This window comes from Flavobacterium lotistagni (genome assembly GCF_011392125.1).
Lineage (GTDB): Bacteria > Bacteroidota > Bacteroidia > Flavobacteriales > Flavobacteriaceae > Flavobacterium > Flavobacterium lotistagni.
Genome location: NZ_JAAJBU010000010.1, coordinates 45588 through 68098, shown reverse-complemented (window position 1 = coordinate 68098; position 22511 = coordinate 45588). Strand labels below are relative to the sequence as shown.

Sequence of the window (22511 nt, the reverse complement as noted above, 5' to 3'; positions counted from 1 at the left end):
CGCTGTCATCAGGGCTAGGGCAATCGCATTCGAATTGAAATCGTATCTTTGGCTAGCAAAAAATCTGAGCCGATGACCTTATCCGAAGAAAATTACCTCAAAACGATTTATCACCTGACTGCGGCCAGCGGCAGTGAAGTGAGCACCAACGCCATTGCCGAAAAAATGGAAACCAAGGCGTCTTCGGTGACCGATATGCTCAAGAAATTGTCTGATAAAGATTGGGTGAACTACAAAAAATACCAAGGTGTTTCCCTGACTCAGAAAGGTTTGCTCGCCGCCAAAATGATTGTGCGCAAACACCGGCTTTGGGAAGTTTTTCTGGTAGACAAACTCCAATTCGCTTGGGATGAAGTACACGATGTGGCCGAGCAACTCGAACACATCAAATCAGAGCAACTCATCAACCGCCTCGACGACTTTTTGGGCAACCCGACCAAAGATCCGCACGGCGATCCTATTCCGGACCGCAGCGGTAAAGTGATTGCCATCGAGAAAGTATTGCTCAGCGAAGTATTGCCCGGACAAGATTGTCAATGTGTGGGTGTTAAAGATTCTTCAGCGGCTTTCTTAAAATACCTCGACAACAACAAAATCGCACTCGGAACCCAAATCAAAATGTTGTCTGAAGAAGAATTTGACTTATCTTTAAAAATCGAAATCGAACAGCGACAAATCGTGATTTCACACAAAATCGCGAGCAACCTTTACGTGAAACTGATATAAAATAAGGCCGCTTCGCCGTAAGAAATCCAAATCCACATTAAAGCTATGAAAAACAAATTGATCCTCATATTGCTAAGTTTGTGCTGTTTGTCGGTGTCGGCACAAAAAAAGAAAAGCAAAAAACCCAAACTGGCAGATTTTACGATTACCCAAACCAAAACGCTCAAAAAAACCGGAACCCAATTGTTCTTGAAAAAAGTCATATCCGATGCGCGTTGCCCTGAAGGTACCGATTGCATTTGGCCCGGAGAAGCCCAAGCCAACATTTCCGTATACAAAAAAGGCAAATGGAATGACGAGCAAATCCTGACTTTCTCGCCCAAAACCCAAGACGAAAACAAACAATGGATTGCCGAACAACTTTCGATTCCGATTGAAAAAATCAAAAGTGTGACTTTATTTCCTTATCCAAAAAATGAAGTGAAGATCAATCCTAAAAGTTACGTGATCAAAGTGGCAATCAACCCGTAATTAGTTACAGCCGCAATCATCCGGGCCACAGTTCTTTCCGGATTTTTTCTTTTTTAAAAAGAACTTCTGAGCCAAGAAAACGATGGCAAAACCAAGGATGATATAAGCTATGATTTGTTGTAGCATGTGGGATGAAACACGAATTTTATTTGAGTAGTTGGTATGCCGTCAATGCAATGATATAAGCCAATCCGCTCATTAAAACGAGTTGCACCGCAGGCCATTTCCAGGAATTGGTTTCTTTTTTTGTGATGGCTAATGTACTGGCGCACTGCATCGCAAAAGCATAAAACAAAAGCAGCGAAATTCCGGTGGCGAAGCTGAACACTTTCTCGCCGGTTTCATCATTGGTCTCGGCTTTCATTTTGTCTTTGATGGTGTCTTCACTGTCGGTATCGCCTACGCTGTAAATGGTGGCCAAAGTGCCTACAAAAACTTCGCGCGCAGCAAACGAACTGATCACAGCAATGCCTATTTTCCAATCGTAACCCAAAGGCGAAATCAGCGGTTCAATGGTTTTCCCCATCTGTCCGATATAGGAATTTTCTAACTTCTGCGAGGCGACCGCGTTGGAGAATTCTTCATTAGACAAAGGTTTCTCGCGGTGTTGTTCAAAAACAATTTTCTCGGCTTGGTTGAAATTCTCACCCGAGCCATTCGAAGCCAAAAACCACAAAATAATGGAAATCGACAAGATGATTTTTCCGGCACCGAAAACAAATGCCTTGGTTTTTTCTACGACATTGATAAATACGTTTTTGAACAGCGGTAATTTGTAGTTCGGCATTTCCACTACAAAATAAGTTTTGCTTTGGATCTTTAGTATTTTGTTGAGCACATAAGCTGCAAAAACCGCCATAGTAAACCCTACCAAATAGAGTAACATTAAGGTCAACCCTTGCAAATTCACAATGCCAAACACATATTGATCGGGAATCACCAACGCAATAATGATGGCATAAACAGGCAACCGCGCAGAACAAGTGGTGAATGGCGTGACCAAAATCGTAATGAGTCTTTCTTTCCAATTCTCGATATTTCGGGTCGCCATAATGGCCGGAATCGCACAAGCCGTTCCTGAAATCAGCGGAACAACGCTTTTGCCGGAGAGCCCAAATCGGCGCATAATCTTATCCATCAAAAAAACCACGCGGCTCATATAACCGCTTTCTTCGAGAATCGAAATGAACATAAACAGAAAGGCAATCTGCGGAATGAAAATTAAAATCCCGCCGATGCCCGGAATAATGCCTTGCGAAATCAAGTTGGTCAACACGCCTGGAGGCATATTTTGCGCAGCACTGTTGCTCAGGTTGGCAAAAGTGGTGTCGATAAAGTCCATCGGGATTTTAGACCAATTGAAAATTGATTGGAAAATCACGGCCAGTATCATGAAAAAAATCACGTAGCCCCAAAAACGATGCGTCAGCACTCTATCTAGACGGCTTCTGAAATCGGTGGCTTTCTCGCGGTCGATGGTTTGGCCTTGTTTTAAAACATCATTGATGAATTGGTAGCGCTTGATGGTTTCTTTCTGTTGTAACCGTTTCAAATCGGCATGCGAACGCGTATGCCTGCTGCGGATTTCGTTGCGCTCGAGGTTCAGGAAATTCACATCTTGCGTAATCACGAGCCAAAGTTTGTATAGCAACTGGTTCGGAAAGGTTTTGCGCAAACTATCGAAATACACCGGATCAATGCTCGAGGCGTTCAAGCAAGGCTCGGTCGAGAGTGATTTATAATTGACAATAAGCTCTTTCAAAGCCTCGATGCCATGGCCTTTGCGTGAACTTACCAGTGCAATTTTGGTTTTTAATTGATCTTCCAGAAACGCAATATCCAAACTAATGCCTTTAGATTTCATGCGGTCGGCCATATTGATGACCAGAATTGTCGGCAACTCTAAATCTTTAATTTGAGTGAACAGCAGCAAATTTCGCTTGAGATTCTCCACATCGGTCACCAACAAAACCACATCGGGATACAAATGGTCGTTTTTATTCAACAGCATTTCAATGACCACGTTTTCATCGATGGAACTTGCGTTCAGGCTATAAGTTCCGGGTAAATCTAAAATGTTTGCCTTGAAGTTGTAAGGCAATTTGCAGAAGCCCATTTTCTTCTCCACGGTAATCCCGGGATAATTGCCCACTTGTTGGTTCAAACCGGTAAGCTGATTAAATACCGAAGTTTTTCCGGTGTTCGGATTTCCGATGAGCGCTACGTTGAGAATTTGTTTGGCCGTCATGATTCAGGGTTTTGAATCCGGTCAATTTTTATCTTTTGCGCCGTTTCTACCCGAATCGACACATAAGCGCCGTTGATGTTCAAATACAGCGGATCGCCAAAGGGCGCAATCTGAATGAGTTCGACTGAATTACCCGGCAAGCAGCCCATTTCGAGTAATTTTAACGGAATTTCTTCCACCTCAAAATCATCGATGGTTGCTTTTTCGCCTTTGCGTAAATGGGCAATCGTTGGCAAGCTTATTTAGATTGAATTAAGATTGCAAAAGTAAAGATTAAATTGGATTATCGCCGCAAAACGACAACATTTAATCAAATTTTATTCTTCTTCTAAAAGCCAATGGATATCGTCAATTAGTCTTTGAACTTCTTCTTTTTTTGTGCCGTCGTAAAAACCTCGAACACGGCGTTTGGAGTCGACCAACACAAAGTTCTCGGTATGTACCATGTCGTAAAGTTCCGAAGGTTTGCCGAGTTTGACCGCCAGATAAGACTTGCGCGCCATGGCATAAATTTGCTTTTTATCGCCGGTAACCAAATTCCACTTTTTATCGTCAACGCCTTTTTCAGTAGCGTACTTCTTTAGAACCGGTACAGAATCCGTTTCCGGGAAAACCGTGTGCGACAAAATCATCACCCTTGGATCATTCAAAAAAGCCTTTTGTACATCCATCATGTTGGTAGTCATAATCGGGCAAATTGAACCGCAAGTAGTGAAGAAAAAATCGGCCACATACACTTTACCTTCATAATCTTTTTGGGTTATGGTTTTGCCATTTTGATTGGTGAAAGAAAAGTCGGCAATGGTATGGTACTTCTCTACATATTGCATGGTACTATCTACCAATTCAGGGTTGACATCGGCCGGGTTAAAAATCGGCAATGTCTTTTTGGGCTTCAGCGCCATGTAAAACAACCCGATGCAGAGCACCGAAAAAACACCCATAATTCCGAAGAAAATCCGGAATTTCTTCAAAAAATCTAGCATGATTCAAAATTTGTAACAAAAGTAGCAAATCAAGACCTATGGCCTTTTAAAAAATAGCATTAGTTTTACATCCAAATCCAAATAAATAAAATGAAAAAAATTGCTTATCCTTCTCTAATTGTTATCGCTTCCGCGCTTATACTAGGAACAGCGGTACAGGCCCAGAATAGCCCAAAAGCCGGAATCGACCTCAACGACATGGACCGCAAAGTAAAACCCGGAGATGATTTTTATCGTTTCGTCAACGGAAGTTGGCTAGATAAAACGCAAATCCCGAGCGACAAAACTTCTTGGGGAACCATGACCGAAATCTACGAGAACACCAATAAAGAGGTGGCTAAAATCTTGAAGGAAGCCACTGCCAGCGGAAAATATGCTTCCAACACTGACCAAGGAAAAGCCATCAATTTATATACTTCGGTAATGGACACCTTGACTCGCAACAAACAAGGAATTGACCCTATAAAACCATATCTAGCAAAGATTGACGCGGTAAAAAACCTTCAAGATCTTCAAACCCTAATTACCGAAATGGAGCCTCTGGGTGGCATCGGTTTTTTTGCCATGTACATTGGCGCCGATGACAAAGACAGTAATAAGAATTCGGTCAATATTGCTCCTGGAAAACTCGGTTTGCCCGATCGCGATTATTATATAGCAGACGATAAGGAATCCAAAGACAAAAGAGCTAAATATGTGTTGCACCTAACACGAATGCTGGGCTTTTTGAATCCAGATATGAAAGCCAACTCAGTTGCAGCAGAAAAGATTCTTGCATTGGAGACCGCCATGTCTCAGCCTAGATTGGATCGTGTAGAACGTCGCGACAGCCGTAAACAATACAACCCAATGACCGTTACTGAGTTACAAAAACTCACTCCAGCCATCAATTGGAATGCATACTTTACTGCTTTAGGAATTACCAATCTGAATTCGGTTATTGTAACCCAGCCCAGATATATGACTGCCTTGCACAATATCCTGACAGAAAACCAGCTCGATGCTTGGAAGGCTTACATGCGATGGGTTATACTCAACCGCACCGCCGGGCAACTTTCCGATGCAATAGCAGAAGCCAATTTTGACTTTTACGGAAAAACGCTCAATGGCATCCAAAAAAGACGACCCCTTGATGAACGAGCTTTACAAACCGTAAATAGTTCGATCGGGCAAGCTTTGGGTAAATTGTATGTAGAGAAAATGTTTCCTGCCGAAGCAAAAAATAAAGCAGAAAGCATGATTAAAAATATCATTACTGCATATAAAACCAGAATCGACAACCTATCTTGGATGTCGGCTGCTACAAAAGTAAAAGCACAGGAAAAAATTGACAAGATGATTATTAAAGTAGGCTATCCTGACAACTGGAAAGATTATTCCAAATTGCAAATTACAGCGGCTTCAGAAGGCGGTAGTTTCTTTGAAAACTCGAACAACCTCGCGCGTTGGAATTTCAACAACCAAATTGATAAGCTCAACAAACCCGTTGATAAAACCGAATGGTTCATGGCACCTCAAACCGTGAATGCTTATTACAATCCTTCCTACAACGAGATTGTTTTCCCAGCGGCAATACTTCAAGCACCTATGTATGATTACCGTGTAGATGAAGCGTTAAATTATGGAGCTATTGGCGCTGTGATTGGTCACGAAATTTCACATGGTTTTGACGATTCTGGTTCGCGTTACAATGCGCAAGGTAATTTATCAGATTGGTGGACCGAGGAAGATTTGAAAAAATTTACCGAACTCGGCGGTGCCCTAGCCGATCAGTACAGCGCACTAGAACCTTATCCTGGTGTTCATGTCGATGGCAAATTCACCTTGGGCGAAAATATTGGTGATTTGGGCGGAGTCAATGCTGCTTATGACGGTTTACAATTGTATCTGAAATCTTCCAAAAACCCCGGACTAATCGATGGTTACACTCCTGAGCAACGTTTCTTTATTTCTTGGACTAGAGCATGGCGAGCCAAAACCCGTGAAGAATCGATCAAAACGCAAGTAAAAACCGATCCGCATTCGCCTGACCAATACAGAGGTTATGTGCCTTTACAAAATATTGATGCGTTTTATAAAGCCTTTGATATCAAGAAAGGCGACAAGCTCTACCTCGAACCAAGTAAACGAGTAAAAATCTGGTAATTGAATTCAAATCCCGTCATATGTTTAGGCGGGATTTTTTATTATAACTTCTTTTTTCGCATCGCCTGATTGACCACATAGAGCCCGCAGAGCACCACTGCACCACCTACAATTATCAGTGGCGTTAAGGCTTCGTCAAAAAGTATCGCTCCTAAAATTACTGCTACAATCGGATTGATGTAAGCATAAATACTACTGATTTCTGCTGGAAGTTTTTGTAATGTGTAAATAAACGCCACAAAGGTGAGCACCGAACCAATCACAACCAAATAAGTAATCGACCACCAAGATACCGCCGGAATTTTACCCAACGGAATGGTCGTTCCTGATGCTCCGATAATAGCAAAGAGAAAAATACTCGAGAGCAACATCTGCAAACCCAAACTGAAATACGGATTAAAACTCGCCGCTTTTTCCTTGGTATACAATGTGCCGAAAGCCCAAGTAAGCGTGGCTGTCATAGACAGTAAAATACCGAATCGGAATTCTGGCAGCAGAAAATCGAGCAGGTGGTCATAAAAAACCAAACAGATCCCAACGAAGCAAACCAAAAACCCGACAATGGCTCCTTTGGAAATTTTTTCGCCTCTGAACAAGGAAATCACGACAATCCAAATCGGGAAAATCGCTCCTAAAATAGCGCCCAGTCCGCTGCTGATGTATTTCACGCCCCAAGTGCTCAAACCGTTGCTGAGCACAAAATTCAGCAGGCTTAAAATCAAGATGGTTTTCCATTGCGAAGGTTTGGGCCAAGGCGCTTTCTTTACAACAAAGTAAGCCACATATAAAATACCACCTAAAAATTGTCTGATAGCGACCAATTGCATTGCCGGCATGTGCTTGACACCTTCTTTAGAGGCAATCCATGTCGTGCCCCAGAAAAAACTCACCCAGCACAAAGCCAGAATCGGCAAGCCAATAGCTTGTGATTTCGAGACGATAATTTCTTTGATTTTGGTTTTCAATCAGAGCTGCTTTTTGGCAAAGGTATAGCCTAATGCTGAAGTTATTCCGTCGGCTGCGATTATTTTTCCTACCGAAGGCAAATCGTTATTAAACTGTGGCGATGCTATGTTAAGTTGTTCGGCTTTCGCGGTGTAATAGCTTTCGCGGTTGGGGTGAAAAGGCGCGGCTGCATTGAAGGTTTCGCCCCAAAGGTCGCGCTGAAGGATTTTGCTAATAATTCCGATACAGTCATGCAGATGTATCAGGTTGATTGGCGCTTGTGGGTTGGCGATGTTTTCCCTGCCTGAGAGATGAAATACGGGATGCCTTTGTTCTGAAATCAATCCGGCGAAACGCAAAATTGTCGTTTGCCAATGGAAATTATTCTGAAAAATTTGTTCGGCCTCAAACAATTGCATTCCACTATCGGTATCGGGTTGAGGCATGAAATCATCAGTGACGATTTGATTCTGATCAGGGAAAACAGAAGTCGAACTGACCCACAAAATTTTTTTAACTGCCGAATGCTCAAGCGCCTGTTTAATTTGTCTGGCCTTTTGCGAATAATCCTTGTTGCCATAGTTTCTGCGCGGCGGTATATTAACGATAAGAATTTCGGATGAATTTAAGAAAGACTGGATATCGCCTTTGATTTGATCAGCACCTACTTCGATTTGAAAAGGTTGGATGCCGCTGGTTTCAAGCTTGACCATTTTACTTTCTGAAGTAGTCGCTCCGTGAATCAAGTAACCTTCGCTGAGCAAGGCTTCTGCTAAAGGAAATCCGAGCCAACCGCAACCGAGTATGCTGATTTGTTTTTTCAACATTATTTGATTTTAACGGTGTCGATGACCGAAACAACGGTATCATTTTGTAACCGAATTGCAGGTACGGTTAAGATTTCTGTTTTAGGTTTTTGCGACGGCTTGATTTTTTGCTGCAAACAAACCGCATCGGTCAGTACAAAAGGTTTAGGCATCATCCATGAAGCCCGTTGGGTCATTTCGAAGACAGGGTTTTGCATCAAATCGAATGAACTTTCGATGAGATTCATCTCCAGAACAGCTTGCGAAGCGATGCTAAATTCGAGTTCCAAAGGTTCGTTATCTACCACATAATAACTCAAAACCCGCGAAGTTGTTCTTGGGTAAAGCGAGCCTTTTTGCCCGATGGCTTTTACCTGATTGGCACGCAGGTTATGAATGGCCATTTTCTCATCGGCTAAAATATCGTACCGGTTCACTTTTCGGTTGGGTGTGATTTTGATTTTAAGATAACGCCATGGCCCAACCACTGAATCTTTCAGAAAATCTATGGTAGGTTTTGCGATGGCTTTCATCGAAGCCTTTTTCATAAATGTAAACTGGGAATCGTATTTACTAAAAAGCGAATTCTTTTGTAAAGCTGTAGCCGGTGCTGGATTTTTCCCTAAATACTTTTGAGTAAAATCGTCTAGGTTTTCATCGTAAGTTGCCCAAAAAGCCTGATTCGAATCGGCGTTGAACCAATACACCAAACTATTGGGCTTGGCTTTTCCTGACTCATAATCAGACTTGAAATGTGCCAAAGTAAGGAATACAATCGAGAGCAATAAAAACAAGGTCGTCCAAATTCGTTTCGGCGCAAACAACCCAAAAACAGGAATTAACAAAGCGAAAACCAGTAGGGTCAATGCAGCACTAGCGGCAAGCATCTTTAGCCCTAGACCTATCGGAAACTGTGTGATAAACGGAACAAAAATCACCAAAGCAGGCACTGACAAGACTAAATTCACAGCCAAATTCGTACGCTGGGTTACTATAAAATACATCAGCATCAACAAACAGAAATATATCGGAATTACAAAAAATCCAGCTCCTGGCAAATAAAAAGCAATCCCAAAATTGATTAATATCCACACAAAAAGCGGAGCAATCATTCGATTAAAATTGACCGTTACTGATTTCGCGTTTCCATAAAAAATGAAACCAACTGCAAGGTTGACAAAGCCAAAAGCGGCCAAATAATAATGTCCGTTGTAGGTAAAACCCTGAAGAATGTCAGTGTATTGCGGATAAATTTTCAACAGTAATTGCCATCCAAAATAGTTACAAAGCCCAACGCTGAGAATCGCAGCGAAGAAGTATAAAAACCCTTTGCCAATTTCTTTGCCCAGCAACACTTTTTTTCCAAAACCAACCACCAATAATAACAAGAACAATACTAATGCACCAATGGCCATCGGCATAATCCAACCAAACGGATAGCTTATAAAATTAAGCGGTGTGTTGAAATAAACCCGGTCGTCTTTGGTGCTGAGCTCCTGTAAATTGGCATTAGAAAAATAACTCAACAACGGCATCAGATAAGAACCTTGGTGCGCAATAGTGGGCTGGTTCAAGTGCGCCATATCGTCTTGGGCCGTGTGGTAATTGAAGTGGTTGTCGATAAAGGCAAAATTAAAACCCTGAATCTGGCCTTGCTCTCTAAAAACAGTCAAATCGGTGTCGTTAGGAAGCATTTTATAGATGCTGTACATGAGCGAATTTGAAACCGGATATCGCGGATTGGCCTCGGAAAAACCTTTGACCATAGCAGCATTGCCTTGATTGACCTCCATGAGCATATAACTTGGGCCTGTACTTCCGCGTGCTTCGAAATTAATTGCCAAACCAACTTCTTTGGCCCATTGGTGTTGGGTTACAAATAGTGCAGCGCCATTGAGACCGAGTTCTTCGGCATCGGAAAATAAAATAATAATGTCGTTTTTGTGTGGTGCTTTTTGATGCAGAAATGCGCGCAGTCCTTCTAGAATTGTGGCTACTCCTGAAGCGTCATCACTAGCACCAAAGGAAAACGAATGCGGTGCGCTGTCATAATGCGAGAGTAGCAAAAGTGCCTTAGAAGAATTGGTTCCGTTAATTCGGGCGATAATGTTTTTGGATTTGACCAGATTGCCCCATTCGGTGAGTGTTGTGCCTTGCTGAATTTGCGGATTCAGTCCTAGATTTTTAAGTTCCTGAACCAAATAATTCGCCACAGTTTCATGATTAGCCGAACCCACATAATGCGGATGTTGGGTCATTTGTCGGATGTGTTGAAGTGATTTTTCTGTAGAAAATTCGTTTAAATCTGAGGGCTCAGACACCACACGCGGCATCATCGTGTAATAGATTAACCCCAAGATAGCCACTAAAAACAAAGTGGCCCATAGCGCGGGAAAGTTTTTTTTCATTTGGGTTAAGTTTCTGGGGTTATTGGTTTTTCTTGACCAGCATAAAGGTGTCGTTCTCTAATTGTAAATACCCTTGATTGTACACAAAATAGTAGGTATTACCTGCCTTGGTTTGCATCAGATTGGTAAAGAATCCGAATTCAAATCCTTTGTTGAGTAATCTTCCTCTAGTGGTTTTCCGCTTGCTTTTGGGGTTGAGCTCGGACAAAACCCGATAATTTTTGCGCAATTTGCTGTTGATGGCGCGCATTAAATTATTCTGGTCTTTATTGATTTTGTTGTTGTAGCTGTTCCGACATCCATCGCTACAAAATTTTTTGTCTTCACGACCGATGATTTTCTCATCACATTCTAAACAGGTTTTCATGGCTTCGAGTTTTAAAATAGTATTATGGCTTGAATATATAAATCGATTGGCTTTAGTTCATAACAGACCAAGTAAGGTTAAACCCTAATTGTATAACTTTTAAAGCCAACCAAATATAGGAATTAATTTGCATTTACAAATTCTTACAATCACTTACAAACGAAATTAAACGTTTAACTACCGGTTAATTAACTAATGTTTCTGCAACTTTGCAGCATGAGTTCAAAACTCACAACTTTTTTTACACCATTAATTTTTTTAAACGCCATGAATTCACTAAAAAACCAAGTACAACTTATTGGTCATGTAGGCCAAGATCCTGAAATCAAAACTTTTGAAGGAGAGAAAAAATTAGCACAATTGTCTATCGCCACTAACGATGTCTATAAGAATGACAAGGGTGACAAAGTAGAAGAAACCCAATGGCACCATGTATCTGCTTGGGGTAAAACCGCTGATTTAATTGAAAAATATGTGTCAAAAGGTAAAGAAATTGCCGTCCAAGGTAAACTCAGATACCGCAGCTACGAGGACAAAAACGGTGATAAGCGGTTTGTGACTGAAATTATTGTATCTGAATTGGTACTGCTCTAAACTGTTTTTGTCATGGGCATCAAAGTCTGCAATATCCGCTTAGATAAACAGCATTTGGAATCAGACCTCAAAAATCTGAATGCTTTTCTAGATACTGTTTCTGTTAAATTGACCTCTTCAAATTTTGTAAGCACCGCAACCAAAGATTACTGGTCAGTACTGATTTATTTCGAACCCAATGAGAGAAAAGTTCCTGTTGGAGAAGTTTTTTTGGATGAAAACGAAAAAGAAACTTATCAGGCTTTAAAAAACTGGAGAAGCCATAAAGCAACCGAGTTGAATTTAAAGCAATACCTGATTTGTAGTAATACCGAGTTGATGCACATTGCTTCAAGAAAACCTAAAAACATTGATGAACTCAGAACAATCAGAGGTTTTGGAGCAGTAAAAACAGAAAAATTCGGGGAAGAAATCCTATCACTATTTCATACCAAACCAAGAAAAAGAAATAAGAAAAAAATGATTGTTAGCAGCTAGAGCAACTTCAACACATCGGTAATTTTCTCAAGTGTCTGGAAGTTCTTATGTTCTACTTTGTGACTAACTTTTTCGTGTTCCCAAGTAGTGTGAAACGGAATATGTACCGCATAACCGCCAATGGCCAAAACGGGCAAAACATCTGATTTCAGCGAGTTTCCAATCATGAAAAATTCTTCGGGTTCAATCTCCAGACGCTTGAGTAATTTCTGATAGTTAATTTCTTGTTTGTCGGCCATCACTTCAATGTGGTGAAAGTAAGGCCCTAATCCGCTGCGGTGTAATTTACTCTGTTGGTCTTTCAAATCGCCTTTGGTAGCAACGACTAATTTGTATTTCCCTTGTAAGGCTTTGAGCGTGTCTTCAACTCCGTCAAGTAATTCAATCGGTTTTTGCAGCAGTTCTTTTCCAAGGGCAATAATTTTCTCGACGATTTCAATGGAGATTGTATTGTTTGAAATCTTTAAAGCCGCTTCAATCATCGATAGAATGTAGCCTTTGATTCCGTAACCGTATAGGTCTAGATTTGCAATCTCGGTTTTGAACAATTCCTGTGACAATCCTTGATGCGATAAATAATCACTCATCAAAGCGCAGAATTTATGTTCGGTTTCCTGAAAATAAGGTTCATTTACAAATAAGGTATCGTCGGCATCAAATGCGACAACCTTCAGTTTCATGTTTTTCATCGAGAACAATTTTTAACAGGAAGTCATTTTTTTGTATTTCTTGAGCAGATCGAACATCGGGCAGCGCTTGCAACGCTTTTTCTCGCTCTTTTTATATTTATCGCAACATTCTGACTTACAGTTATCGGCCATTTTGTGCAACTTAATTAATCGCTTTTCGTGCTTTTCTTTGGCTTTATGTTTTTCCTTACTGCTCAAAGTTTTTGACTTATTTATTAATACCAACCGAACTGGTTACAGTAATCTGCTGGATGTCACGATCAAAAAGGTATAAGCCGCCTTTGTCATCACCAATCAGATTGATTTTATCCAAAATGGTTTTGGCTTGGGCTTCTTCCTCGATTTGCTCCGCTACATACCATTGCAAAAAGTTGTGTGTGGCATAGTCTTTTTCATCGAAAGCCACATGCACTAACTCATTGATAGAGTTGGATACAAAAAGTTCATGTTGGTACAATTCAGTAAACATTTCCTTGAAAGTACCAAATACCGCTTTGGGAGCTTTAAGATCTGTGATACTTGCATGACCTCCACGTTCGTTGACATATTTGATTAGTTTGAGCATGTGCATTCGCTCTTCGTCAGATTGGCGGTACATGAATTGCGCCACGCCCTCAAGCCCCTGAACCTCAGCCCAACAAGCCATAGAAAGGTATACTTGTGAAGATTCTGCTTCAATTCGAATTTGCTTATTTAATGCGGTTTCAATATTTTTTGATAACATCTTTTCTTGTTTTTGATAAAATTACAAAAATTTGGTTTTGTCTCAAGGGGTTTCGTTAATTGATTGTTTCGCCATCAGGGACTTCTGCGTCCGGATTGACAAAAACCAATTTACCTTCGGCGTTAGTCGTCATTAAAATCATGCCTTGGCTTTCTATGCCTCGCAAAGTTCTGGGGGCAAGGTTGGCCAATACGGTAACTTTCTTTCCTATAATTTCTTCCGGAGTAAAACTTTCGGCTATCCCGGAAACTATAGTTCTCACGTCGATTCCCGTGTCTACTTTTAAGACTAAAAGTTTATTTGCTTTGGGCATTTTCTCGGCTTCGAGGATCGTTCCTACGCGCAAATCAATTTTGGCGAAATCTTCAAATTGTACCGGCTCTTTTTGTGGTTCCATTTTTTTGTTTTCAGATTGATTCAGTGCTTTAGTAGCTTGTAATTTGTCTATTTGTTTCTGAATTTGCTCGTCGTCAATTTGAACAAATAAAATCTCCGCTTGTCCGATTCGATGACCCGGTACAATCAAGGTTTCTCCCAACTGGACCGAACTCCAACTGTTGCCCTGCTGGTTCAATATCGAGTTGAGTTTCTTGGCGGTAAAAGGCAGGAACGGTTCGCTCAAAACGCGCAAGGCAGCCGCTACTTGAAGTGCTACAAACATTTGGGTTTGCACTCGGGCCGGATCAGTCTTAATCATTTTCCATGGTTCTTCATCAGCCAGATACTTGTTGCCCAAGCGGGCCACATTCATCAATTCGCCCTGAGCTTCCCGAAAACGATAGCGCTCTATGGAACTAGAAATCACAGCTGGATAAGCTTTGAGTTCTTCTAAAGTTTGCAAATCAACTTGAGAAAACATTCCGGGCTCCGGAACAATACCGTCATAATATTTGTTGGTCAAAACCACTACTCTATTGATGAAGTTTCCGAAAATGGCTGCCAATTCGTTATTGTTTCTGGCTTGAAAATCTCTCCAGGTAAAATCATTGTCTTTGGTTTCTGGAGCATTTGCTGTAAGCGCGTAACGCAGAACATCTTGTTGATTCGGAAAATCTTCAAGGTATTCGTGCAACCAAACTGCCCAATTTTTAGACGTTGATAGTTTGTTGCCCTCGAGATTCAAAAACTCGTTGGCCGGAACATTCTCAGGAAGAATATAACTTCCTTCTGCCTTAAGCATCGCTGGAAAAATAACGCAGTGAAAAACAATATTGTCTTTGCCAATGAAATGCACCAACTTGGTGTCTTGACTTTTCCAGTACGGCTCCCAATCTTTGCCCACTTTAGCAGCCCATTCCTTGGTAGAAGAAATATAACCAATCGGAGCGTCAAACCAAACGTAGAGTTTTTTACCTTCTGCCCCAGCAACCGGAACATCGATGCCCCAATCTAAGTCTCGAGTAACCGCGCGCGGCTCGAGTCCAGTATCAATCCATGATTTTACTTGTCCGTAAACGTTCGGCTTCCAGTCGTTCTTGTGTCCCACTAAAATCCATTCCTTGAGAAAATCCGAATATTGGTCTAAGGGTAAAAACCAATGCTTTGTTGACTTTAAGATCGGAGTTTCTCCTGTAATGGTCGACTTTGGGTTGATTAAATCCGTAGCATTTAAAGTAGAACCGCAACGTTCACACTGATCGCCATATGCTTCCTCGTTACCACATTTGGGGCAAGTTCCAGTTACAAAACGGTCTGCCAAGAACTGGTCTGCTTTGGCGTCGTAAAGTTGTTGGGTCACTTCTTCGGTGAATTTGCCCTCGTCGTATAATTTTTTAAAAAAAGCGGAGGCCGTTTGGTGATGAATCTCGGCCGAAGTGCGCGAATAATTGTCAAACGAAATTCCAAAATCCTCGAAAGATAGGCGAATGATGCCGTTGTATTTGTCGATGACTTCTTGCGGAGTAATGCCTTCTTTTTTGGCCTTCATTGAAATCGCTACGCCGTGTTCGTCGCTGCCGCAAACAAATGCAACATCTTTTCCTTGCAAACGCAAGTAGCGCGCATAAATGTCTGAAGGCACGTAAACGCCGGCCAAATGCCCAATATGAATTGGTCCGTTGGTGTAAGGCAATGCTGCAGTAATCGTATATCGTTTCGGGTTTTGTAACATAAAATGGTTTCGTTTATCCGCAAAGACGGCATAGATCTTATGAATCTTGTGGCTTTGCGGGCAATTTTCGCTGCAAAAATAAGTAATCAAATTGAGAGTTCGATGCTTTTTATCAGAAGCCGGGAACCTGCTGTACGCTGTATTTTTTTCCGGCAGAAAAAGCCGTAAAAAAGATGCCGCTGCCATCAGGGCTATGCGCTGGTTTTTCAGTTCAATTTTATTCTATATTTGCGCTAATGATACCGTTCAACCCTATGAAAAAAACCAAGATAAGCCTGCTGTTTTCTGTAATGTTCTGGCTTTTCTTTTTCAATAATTTACTAGCACAACGCAAAATGATTACTCCTGAATTTTTACAAAAAGGCGATACCGTCGGCATCTTGGCCACCGCCAGAAAAGTCGATTTGGCTTCATTGCAACCGGCCATCAAACTGCTACAAAGCTGGGGTTTGCATGTGGAAATCGGCAAAACCATCGGCAAAGAAGACCACCAACTCGCCGGAGCTGATTGGCTGCGTGCTACTGACTTTCAGGAAATGATAGACAATCCTAAAATTAAGGCGATTTGGGCAGCCAAGGGAGGTTACGGCACGGTGAGAATCATCGACCGCATTGACTTTACCCAATTTCAAAAGAAACCAAAATGGATTGCTGGTTTTAGCGATGTAACGGTCTTGCACAGCCACCTCAACAACATGAACATCGAAACCATACACTCGTTTATGGCGCTCAATGCAGGCACAGCGCAACCACAAGTGATTGAATCTTTGCGCAAGGCTTTGTTCGGCGAAAAACTGCAATACCAAATGCCGGCTCATCCGTTCAATAAAAAGGGTAAGGCAAAAGGTGAAATCGTCGGCGGGAATTTATCTGTGCTTTACAGTATTATGGGCTCAAAATCGGAAATCAATTATAAAGACAAAATTCTATTCATCGAAGACCTTGACGAATATTTGTATCATATCGACCGTATGATGATGAACCTCAAACGCAACGGCTATTTCGAGGGGGTTAAAGCTGTAATTATTGGCGGTATGACCAGCATGAACGACAACGAAATCCCTTGGGGAAAAGATGCGCTCGAGATTATTCAAGACGTACTTAAAGATTACAAATTCCCGATTATTTATAATTTCCCAGCGGGCCATATCAAAGACAACCGCGCGATGATTCTAGGTAAAACCGTAAATATCGAAGTAAACGAGCAAGGTTCGACAGTAAAGTTCGAATAGAAATCTGATGGCAACTCACAACGAACTCGGTCAACTCGGCGAAGGGTTGGCCATCGACTTCCTGCAAAAAAACGGCTATAAAATTTTGGAAACGAATTGGTTTTTCAATAAGGCTGAAATCGACATCATTGCCCAAAAGGAAAATACGCTCGCCATTATTGAGGTCAAAACGCGGACTAATACCGATTTCGGATTGCCTCAAGATTTCGTCAAGCCCAAAAAAATTCAATTGCTGGTAAAAGCAGTCAATCAATATGTAGAGCAAAACAGTCTCGATGTTGAAGTGCGATTTGACATCATCGGCATTCACAAAGAAGATAACCAATTCATTTTAGAGCATTTAGAAGACGCTTTTCTGCATTTTTAATCCGTGGTTTTGCCCTTTGGTTTTGATTAATAATTATATTTGGTCAAAAATTGCAAAACTTTATTCCATGAAAAAAATAATCTTTGTTGCTATGCTATTGTTAGGACTGAATAGTTTCGGTCAAAAATCAGTAGCAAAAAAAGTGAATGAAATGGTGGCACAGCAAACTAGTTTCAAAAAATACAGTTTGTTAACACCAAACAGCGGTATTGAAAACAACGACACCCAAAAAGGGGTGACACAAGCTACTTTCGCAAAAATTAACAACCTGTCATTATCGACTTTGTTTGCCAGAAAAGACCAGCACATTGAAATAGAAATTCCTTATTTAGGGCAAACCTTAACGGCACAACTGTATCAAGTGAACATTTTTGCTGATGGTTTCCATATTGATAGCGATCAAGCCAAAAATTTAAACTACGAGAAAGGAATTTATTACCGAGGCATCATTAAAGGCGATTTGAATTCTATTGTTAGCTTTAATTTTTTTAAAGAGGAATTCAATGGGGTGCTCTCCAGTCAAACTTTAAATAATATCGTAGTGGCCAAACTCGATAAAGCCCAAAACACCACCGACTATATTGTGTATTCTGATACCGATTTGAAAAGCGCGAATCACTTCGAATGTAAAGTAAAAACAGCTGCTGAAGAGACACCGCGCGACTATAGAAATATGGCGGCTCCAACAAGTACTAAATGTGTGACGATGTACTTCGAGATTGATTACGATTTGTACCAAGCCAACAACAGCAATACCACAACTACAAGCAACTGGATGACTTCAGTTTTTAATAATGTACAGACACTTTACAACAACGATGGTATTACTACAGCGCTAAAATCAATGTACATCTGGACTACTGAAGACCCTTATTCACAAGCATTTGACGACAGTGCTAGCTCTTCTGATTACCTCTACAAGTTCAACGAATTGCGTCCTGTTTTCGATGGCGATCTAGGGCAACTCCTGGGCATTGACCCGGGCGGACTAGGTGGTGTTGCTGTTGGTATTAATGGTATTTGCACCCAAGACAATTTTAGCTATTCGGATGTGAATTTCAGTTACAGTACAGTTCCTACTTTTTCTTGGACTATCATGGTCATCACACATGAATTTGGTCATTTGCTGGGTTCGCCGCATACGCATGGCTGTCACTGGAATGGTGATAATACTGCCATTGACGGCTGCGGTCAGCAAGAAGGTTACTTTGAAGGCAATTGCGACATCGGACCGATTCCCGATTCTTCTGTAAAAGGAACCATCATGAGCTATTGTCACTTGGTGGGCGGTGTAGGAATCAACCTCGCCAATGGTTTTGGTCCGCAACCCGCTGCTCGGATTTTATCTGAAGTGAATGGCGGAAGTTGTCTGAGTACCGATTGTATCAACACTTGTATTAATACTGTAGCCAACATTACCGCTGCCACAACCAGCAATAGTTCGGCAACCATTTCTTGGACTGATTTAGCTGGTGCTACATCTTGGCAAGTGGCAGTTACTCCATTTGGGGATGAGAATATCACTTGGGAGAATGCCAGCACCAATTCATACACTGCCAACGGGTTGTCGCCCAACACTTATTATGTAGTAAGAGTGCGACCGATTTGTGGCTTTGGCTTACAGGCTCCGAACGAACAAACCATTATTGTTACTGGCACGAGTTATTGCAACGGGATTGAAATTACGGATACTGGCGGCGTTAGCGATGATTATACCGATTCTGAAACCTACATAAGAACCATTATTCCGAATCTGCCCAACAAAAAAATCAAGCTCACTTTTACCGCTTTTGATTTAGAACAAGATTACGACTACCTATATGTGTACGATGGAAATTCAACCAGCGCACCCGATTTGAGTGCCGGTGGCTTTACTGGGAATTCGATTCCTGGGCCTTTCGTTTCAAGCGCTTCAGATGGTTCGTTAACCCTAAAATTCTACTCTGATGGCGGTGTGGTGGCACCGGGTTATGTAGCCAATGTGGCTTGCGAAACTTCATTATCCAATACCGCTTTTGAACCCAATATTGATTACACTTATTCGCCTAATCCGACTAACGGAGCCGTGAATATTACTTCGCGAACTTTGCTTTCTGAAGTATTGGTTTACAACCTAGAAGGCCGTTTGTTGTTACAACAAAAAACAGATGCATTCCAAACCAAGGTTGATTTGGCTGCTTTTGCGACAGGAACTTATTTCTTTAAACTCAAATTCAATACTAAAGAAGCGAATTTTAAAATTCTAAAAATGAATTAATCGCATTGGTCTTATAAAAATTGCCACTCCTATTCAGGGTGGCTTTTTTTATCAACTCACTCAACTCGTTGATTATGAAGAAACTTCTTTTGCTTCACGGAGCACTGGGTTCACAGCGTCAATTCGACTCATTAAAGAAAATACTTTCTGTTGATTTTGAATTGTATAGTTTGGATTTTTATGGTCATGGAGATTCCGAAATAGTAGATAAGCCCTTTACAATTGAAGGCTTTGCAAGACAAGTTTTGGACTTTATGCAGCAACACCAACTAGAAAAAACAGCTGTTTTTGGATACAGCATGGGCGGTTATGTCGGACTATATCTCGCGAAACATCATCCGGAAAAAGTTGAAAAACTATTTATTCTGGCTACCAAATGGGATTGGAATCTAGAAAGTGCAGCACAAGAATCGAAAATGTTACGCCCTGAAATCATTAAAGACAAAGTGCCAAAGTATGCCGCTTATCTGGAGTCTTTGCACGGCAAAAAATGGGAAAGACTACTTGAGAAAACCGCCGCTATGATGCTTGCTTTGGGAAATCTTCCACCTTTGAAACAAGAGGATTTGCGAACCATTCAAACCGAGACACTCCTAGCAGTTGGAGACAAAGATATGATGGTCAGTCTGGAAGAAACTGCCCAGATTTTTCGCGGATTAAACCATTCTCAATTGCTGGTCTTGCCCAATACACCACATCCGATAGACCGTATTGATACCCAAAAAATAGCGTATCAAATCAGCCAATACTTTAATGAACAGCCTTCTTGATACGCTAAAAATCTTTGAAAATCAGTTTTAAAATTTGAAGGCTGCTCCGAGCTGTAAGACTTGGTTTTTACCTTCTACCTCTTCTTGAATATCGGTAAATCCCTGGATATAACGTGCGTTAATCGAAAGACCAAAAGGGAAGTTGAGTCCAATACCGCCGGCAATTCCCATATCGACGGTTTTCAAATCTGGTGAACCTTCAGGAAAATTATCGCTGACTTTGAAACCCACTTGTGGTCCAGCTTCAAAACTGATGATTTTGGCCAGATAAACTTTTCCCACCACAGGCACATTCACATAGCCTATCGTATAATTGGTGTCTTCAAACTTGAAACCTTGCATCGAATATTGCACTTCAGGCTGCAAGAAAAACAATTCGGGAACCAGCGTAACTTCTTTGAATAGTCCGGCATAGAATCCGGTGAGGGCCTCGGTATCAGCTTCGCCAGAAACATTCGCGTAATTAATACCGGCGCGAACTCCTATTTTCTGAGCGTGAACTGAAGGCGTTAGCGCTACTAAACCTAGTGATAGAATAGCAATTTTAAGAATTTTCATAGTTTGTAATTTTAGTGATTGTTATTAATAATAAGTGTTGTTTTATTTGAAAAGCTTATTGGCTAGTGGCCTGTCGCGTTTGTATATGTCATCATAAAAATGAATTTCTCCAGCATCATCAACCCATGTGGTCAAATAACCAATGTAAACAGGAATTTTTTGCTTGAGTGTATACCAAGTTTCTTTTCCGCCATGCATGATCGAATCGACTTTTTCAGGTGTCCATTTCTCATCGTCTTCTAGAATCGTTTGTGCGAGTTCGAGTGGTTTTTGAACGCGGACGCAACCATGACTAAAAGCGCGACGAGAACGTTCAAACAAGCTTTTGGCTGGTGAGTCGTGAAGATAAATATTATTCGGATTCGGAAAAAGAAATTTCACCAACCCCAGAGAATTATTCGGCCCGGGTTTTTGACGAATTCTTCCGTTGACACGTTCCATATTGTGTTCTTGGAGGTAATTTTGATTCTTCTCTAAAGCCGGTTTGATTTCTTTTTCGACGATACTTCTAGGCACATTCCAATACGGGCTGAAAACAATATACTTCATCTCGCCTGAAAAAATCACGGTTGGATTCATGACTTTTCCCACCACAACATTAGATTGTAAAACCGGTTCGCCTTTCTTGATATAAGTGAGTTGGTAGGAAGGAATGTTGATGACGATATACTGCTCGGCTCGGGTAATATCACTCGGAATCCAGCGGCAGCGTTCCATATTTAGAATGATGGTTTTGATTTTTTCGGAAATTGGAACGTTAAGTGCGGCGAGCATGATAGCCGAAATTTTCTTTGACGGCACCAGTCCGAGACTGCTTTTATATTTTACAACGGCTTGGGCCATTTTAGGGTCATAGACTTTACTGTCTGAATCGGTGCTCTTGTTTTCCAAAGCGAAAAGGCGTTTTCTGATTTTGGGGATAATATCCGAGGTATCTCCTACTACCAGCGGCTTCATTTTTAGATCGAAGGGAATGCTGTCCCAATCGGATTTTTTTTCCATTTCCCGATAACGTTGCAAGGCTGATTTCAACCGATAATACTGCACAAACATTTCTTGATCGTCATGTTCTAACCTTTTGGGATTGGCCTTTAAAGAATCCAGATAATCAATATAAGAGTTGGTCTTTCGCGGTAAATACCAGCCCAATGATTGCCGTGTTTTGACATCAAATCCGTGAAAAACCTTATCGGTATAATAAAAATACATGGCCGAAATCAGAAAATCATTTACAGGGTTGGGTGCTGGGGTAACCTTTTGATCCAAAACCGCATCAAACGCTTTCTGGTAAGGCACCGGCGGCAGAATACCTTCTTCTTCAATGGAATGCACTTTGCCTTGAAGCAAGCCCGCGAGTTGATTGAGTTGGTTGTTTTCATACCAAATCGGCTTCCAAGCTTTCTTCTGGTATAAGGTCAAAAGTCGCGATTCATATTTTTTAAAATCTGGGTATTGCTTAAAGAACTTGGTAATTGTGGCTTGATTGAAACCGGTTTGGTTATCCTCGGTTGAGACTTCATTCTCCGAAGCAGCTTCTGCATTGTGGTCTTTTTTACAGGCTACCACCAATAGGGACAGTCCGAACAAGAGTAAAATCAGCCACCTCAACTTTTTCATATACGCCGTTTTTA

Annotated in this window: 21 protein-coding genes; 9 read left to right on the top strand and 12 right to left on the bottom strand. The window is 41.3% G+C overall.

The window, feature by feature from the left end; translation table 11 throughout:
* Positions 1–72: 72 nt before the first annotated feature.
* Both G4D82_RS11445 and G4D82_RS11440 read left to right on the top strand, forming a co-directional pair.
* A complete protein-coding gene (locus G4D82_RS11445) occupies positions 73–726 on the top strand; it encodes a metal-dependent transcriptional regulator (RefSeq protein ID WP_166337416.1) in 654 nt (217 codons plus the stop codon).
* 45 nt (positions 727–771) lie between these two features.
* Positions 772–1197 carry a hypothetical protein gene (locus G4D82_RS11440; protein ID WP_166337415.1) on the top strand — a complete coding sequence of 142 codons (426 nt, stop codon included), beginning with the start codon at positions 772–774 and terminating at the stop codon, positions 1195–1197.
* Positions 1198–1342: 145 nt separating this feature from the next.
* Here the strand turns inward: G4D82_RS11440 and feoB are convergent, their stop codons facing one another.
* The 3 genes from feoB to G4D82_RS11425 form a co-directional block, all read right to left on the bottom strand.
* Positions 1343–3445: a ferrous iron transport protein B gene (gene feoB, locus G4D82_RS11435; protein WP_166337414.1), complete on the bottom strand. Its 2103-nt coding sequence runs from the start codon at positions 3443–3445 to the stop codon at positions 1343–1345.
* Complete coding sequence (locus G4D82_RS11430; RefSeq protein ID WP_166337413.1) at positions 3442–3681, bottom strand: FeoA family protein; 240 nt, start codon at positions 3679–3681, stop codon at positions 3442–3444. The genes feoB and G4D82_RS11430 overlap by 4 nt, the downstream gene beginning before the upstream one ends.
* An 81-nt stretch (positions 3682–3762) precedes the next feature.
* On the bottom strand, positions 3763–4431 hold the full coding sequence (locus G4D82_RS11425; protein ID WP_166337412.1) for an SCO family protein: 669 nt from the start codon (positions 4429–4431) through the stop codon (positions 3763–3765).
* A gap of 90 nt (positions 4432–4521) precedes the next feature.
* Between G4D82_RS11425 and G4D82_RS11420 the strand changes: the two genes are divergently transcribed.
* A complete protein-coding gene (locus G4D82_RS11420) occupies positions 4522–6576 on the top strand; it encodes a M13 family metallopeptidase (protein WP_166337411.1) in 2055 nt (684 codons plus the stop codon).
* Between the two features lie 41 nt (positions 6577–6617).
* Here the strand turns inward: G4D82_RS11420 and G4D82_RS11415 are convergent, their stop codons facing one another.
* The 4 genes from G4D82_RS11415 to G4D82_RS11400 are packed head-to-tail and all read right to left on the bottom strand — an operon-like array spanning position 6618 to position 11102.
* Positions 6618–7541 (bottom strand): DMT family transporter, encoded by a 924-nt coding sequence (locus G4D82_RS11415; RefSeq protein WP_235924342.1) that lies wholly within the window; start codon positions 7539–7541, stop codon positions 6618–6620.
* On the bottom strand, positions 7542–8348 hold the full coding sequence (locus G4D82_RS11410; protein ID WP_166337410.1) for a Rossmann-fold NAD(P)-binding domain-containing protein: 807 nt from the start codon (positions 8346–8348) through the stop codon (positions 7542–7544).
* A complete protein-coding gene (locus G4D82_RS11405; protein WP_235924341.1) occupies positions 8348–10735 on the bottom strand; it encodes a M20/M25/M40 family metallo-hydrolase in 2388 nt (795 codons plus the stop codon). Before G4D82_RS11405 ends, G4D82_RS11410 begins: the two co-directional genes overlap by 1 nt.
* 19 nt (positions 10736–10754) lie before the next feature.
* Positions 10755–11102, bottom strand: coding sequence for a hypothetical protein (locus G4D82_RS11400; protein ID WP_166337409.1), 348 nt, complete (start codon positions 11100–11102; stop codon positions 10755–10757).
* Between the two features lie 267 nt (positions 11103–11369).
* Between G4D82_RS11400 and G4D82_RS11395 the strand changes: the two genes are divergently transcribed.
* Positions 11370–11696: a single-stranded DNA-binding protein gene (locus G4D82_RS11395; RefSeq protein ID WP_166337408.1), complete on the top strand. Its 327-nt coding sequence runs from the start codon at positions 11370–11372 to the stop codon at positions 11694–11696.
* 12 nt (positions 11697–11708) lie between these two features.
* Positions 11709–12173 carry an HRDC domain-containing protein gene (locus G4D82_RS11390; RefSeq protein ID WP_166337407.1) on the top strand — a complete coding sequence of 155 codons (465 nt, stop codon included), beginning with the start codon at positions 11709–11711 and terminating at the stop codon, positions 12171–12173.
* Here G4D82_RS11390 and G4D82_RS11385 read toward each other — a convergent pair.
* From G4D82_RS11385 to metG, 3 genes are all read right to left on the bottom strand, one after another.
* Positions 12170–12853, bottom strand: a complete 684-nt coding sequence (locus G4D82_RS11385; protein ID WP_166337480.1) for an HAD family hydrolase — start codon at positions 12851–12853, stop codon at positions 12170–12172. The genes G4D82_RS11390 and G4D82_RS11385 overlap by 4 nt on opposite strands.
* Before the next feature lie 217 nt (positions 12854–13070).
* Positions 13071–13586, bottom strand: coding sequence for a ferritin (locus G4D82_RS11380; RefSeq protein ID WP_166337406.1), 516 nt, complete (start codon positions 13584–13586; stop codon positions 13071–13073).
* 55 nt (positions 13587–13641) lie between these two features.
* Positions 13642–15696 (bottom strand): methionine--tRNA ligase, encoded by a 2055-nt coding sequence (gene metG / locus G4D82_RS11375; RefSeq protein ID WP_166337405.1) that lies wholly within the window; start codon positions 15694–15696, stop codon positions 13642–13644.
* Positions 15697–15950: 254 nt separating this feature from the next.
* On the opposite strand from metG, the gene G4D82_RS11370 reads away from it, so the two are divergent.
* From G4D82_RS11370 to G4D82_RS11355, 4 genes are all read left to right on the top strand, one after another.
* On the top strand, positions 15951–16928 hold the full coding sequence (locus tag G4D82_RS11370; protein ID WP_317167569.1) for a S66 peptidase family protein: 978 nt from the start codon (positions 15951–15953) through the stop codon (positions 16926–16928).
* A gap of 7 nt (positions 16929–16935) precedes the next feature.
* Positions 16936–17295 (top strand): YraN family protein, encoded by a 360-nt coding sequence (locus tag G4D82_RS11365; RefSeq protein ID WP_166337404.1) that lies wholly within the window; start codon positions 16936–16938, stop codon positions 17293–17295.
* Between the two features lie 67 nt (positions 17296–17362).
* Positions 17363–19552 (top strand): M12 family metallo-peptidase, encoded by a 2190-nt coding sequence (locus G4D82_RS11360; RefSeq protein WP_166337403.1) that lies wholly within the window; start codon positions 17363–17365, stop codon positions 19550–19552.
* A gap of 74 nt (positions 19553–19626) precedes the next feature.
* On the top strand, positions 19627–20322 hold the full coding sequence (locus G4D82_RS11355; protein ID WP_166337402.1) for an alpha/beta fold hydrolase: 696 nt from the start codon (positions 19627–19629) through the stop codon (positions 20320–20322).
* A gap of 27 nt (positions 20323–20349) precedes the next feature.
* Here G4D82_RS11355 and G4D82_RS11350 read toward each other — a convergent pair whose 3' ends face one another.
* Entirely contained in the window at positions 20350–20880 is a 531-nt protein-coding gene (locus G4D82_RS11350) for a porin family protein (RefSeq protein ID WP_166337401.1), read from the bottom strand.
* 42 nt (positions 20881–20922) lie between these two features.
* Complete coding sequence (locus tag G4D82_RS11345; protein WP_166337400.1) at positions 20923–22497, bottom strand: L,D-transpeptidase family protein; 1575 nt, start codon at positions 22495–22497, stop codon at positions 20923–20925.
* Between the last annotated feature and the right edge of the window lie 14 nt (positions 22498–22511).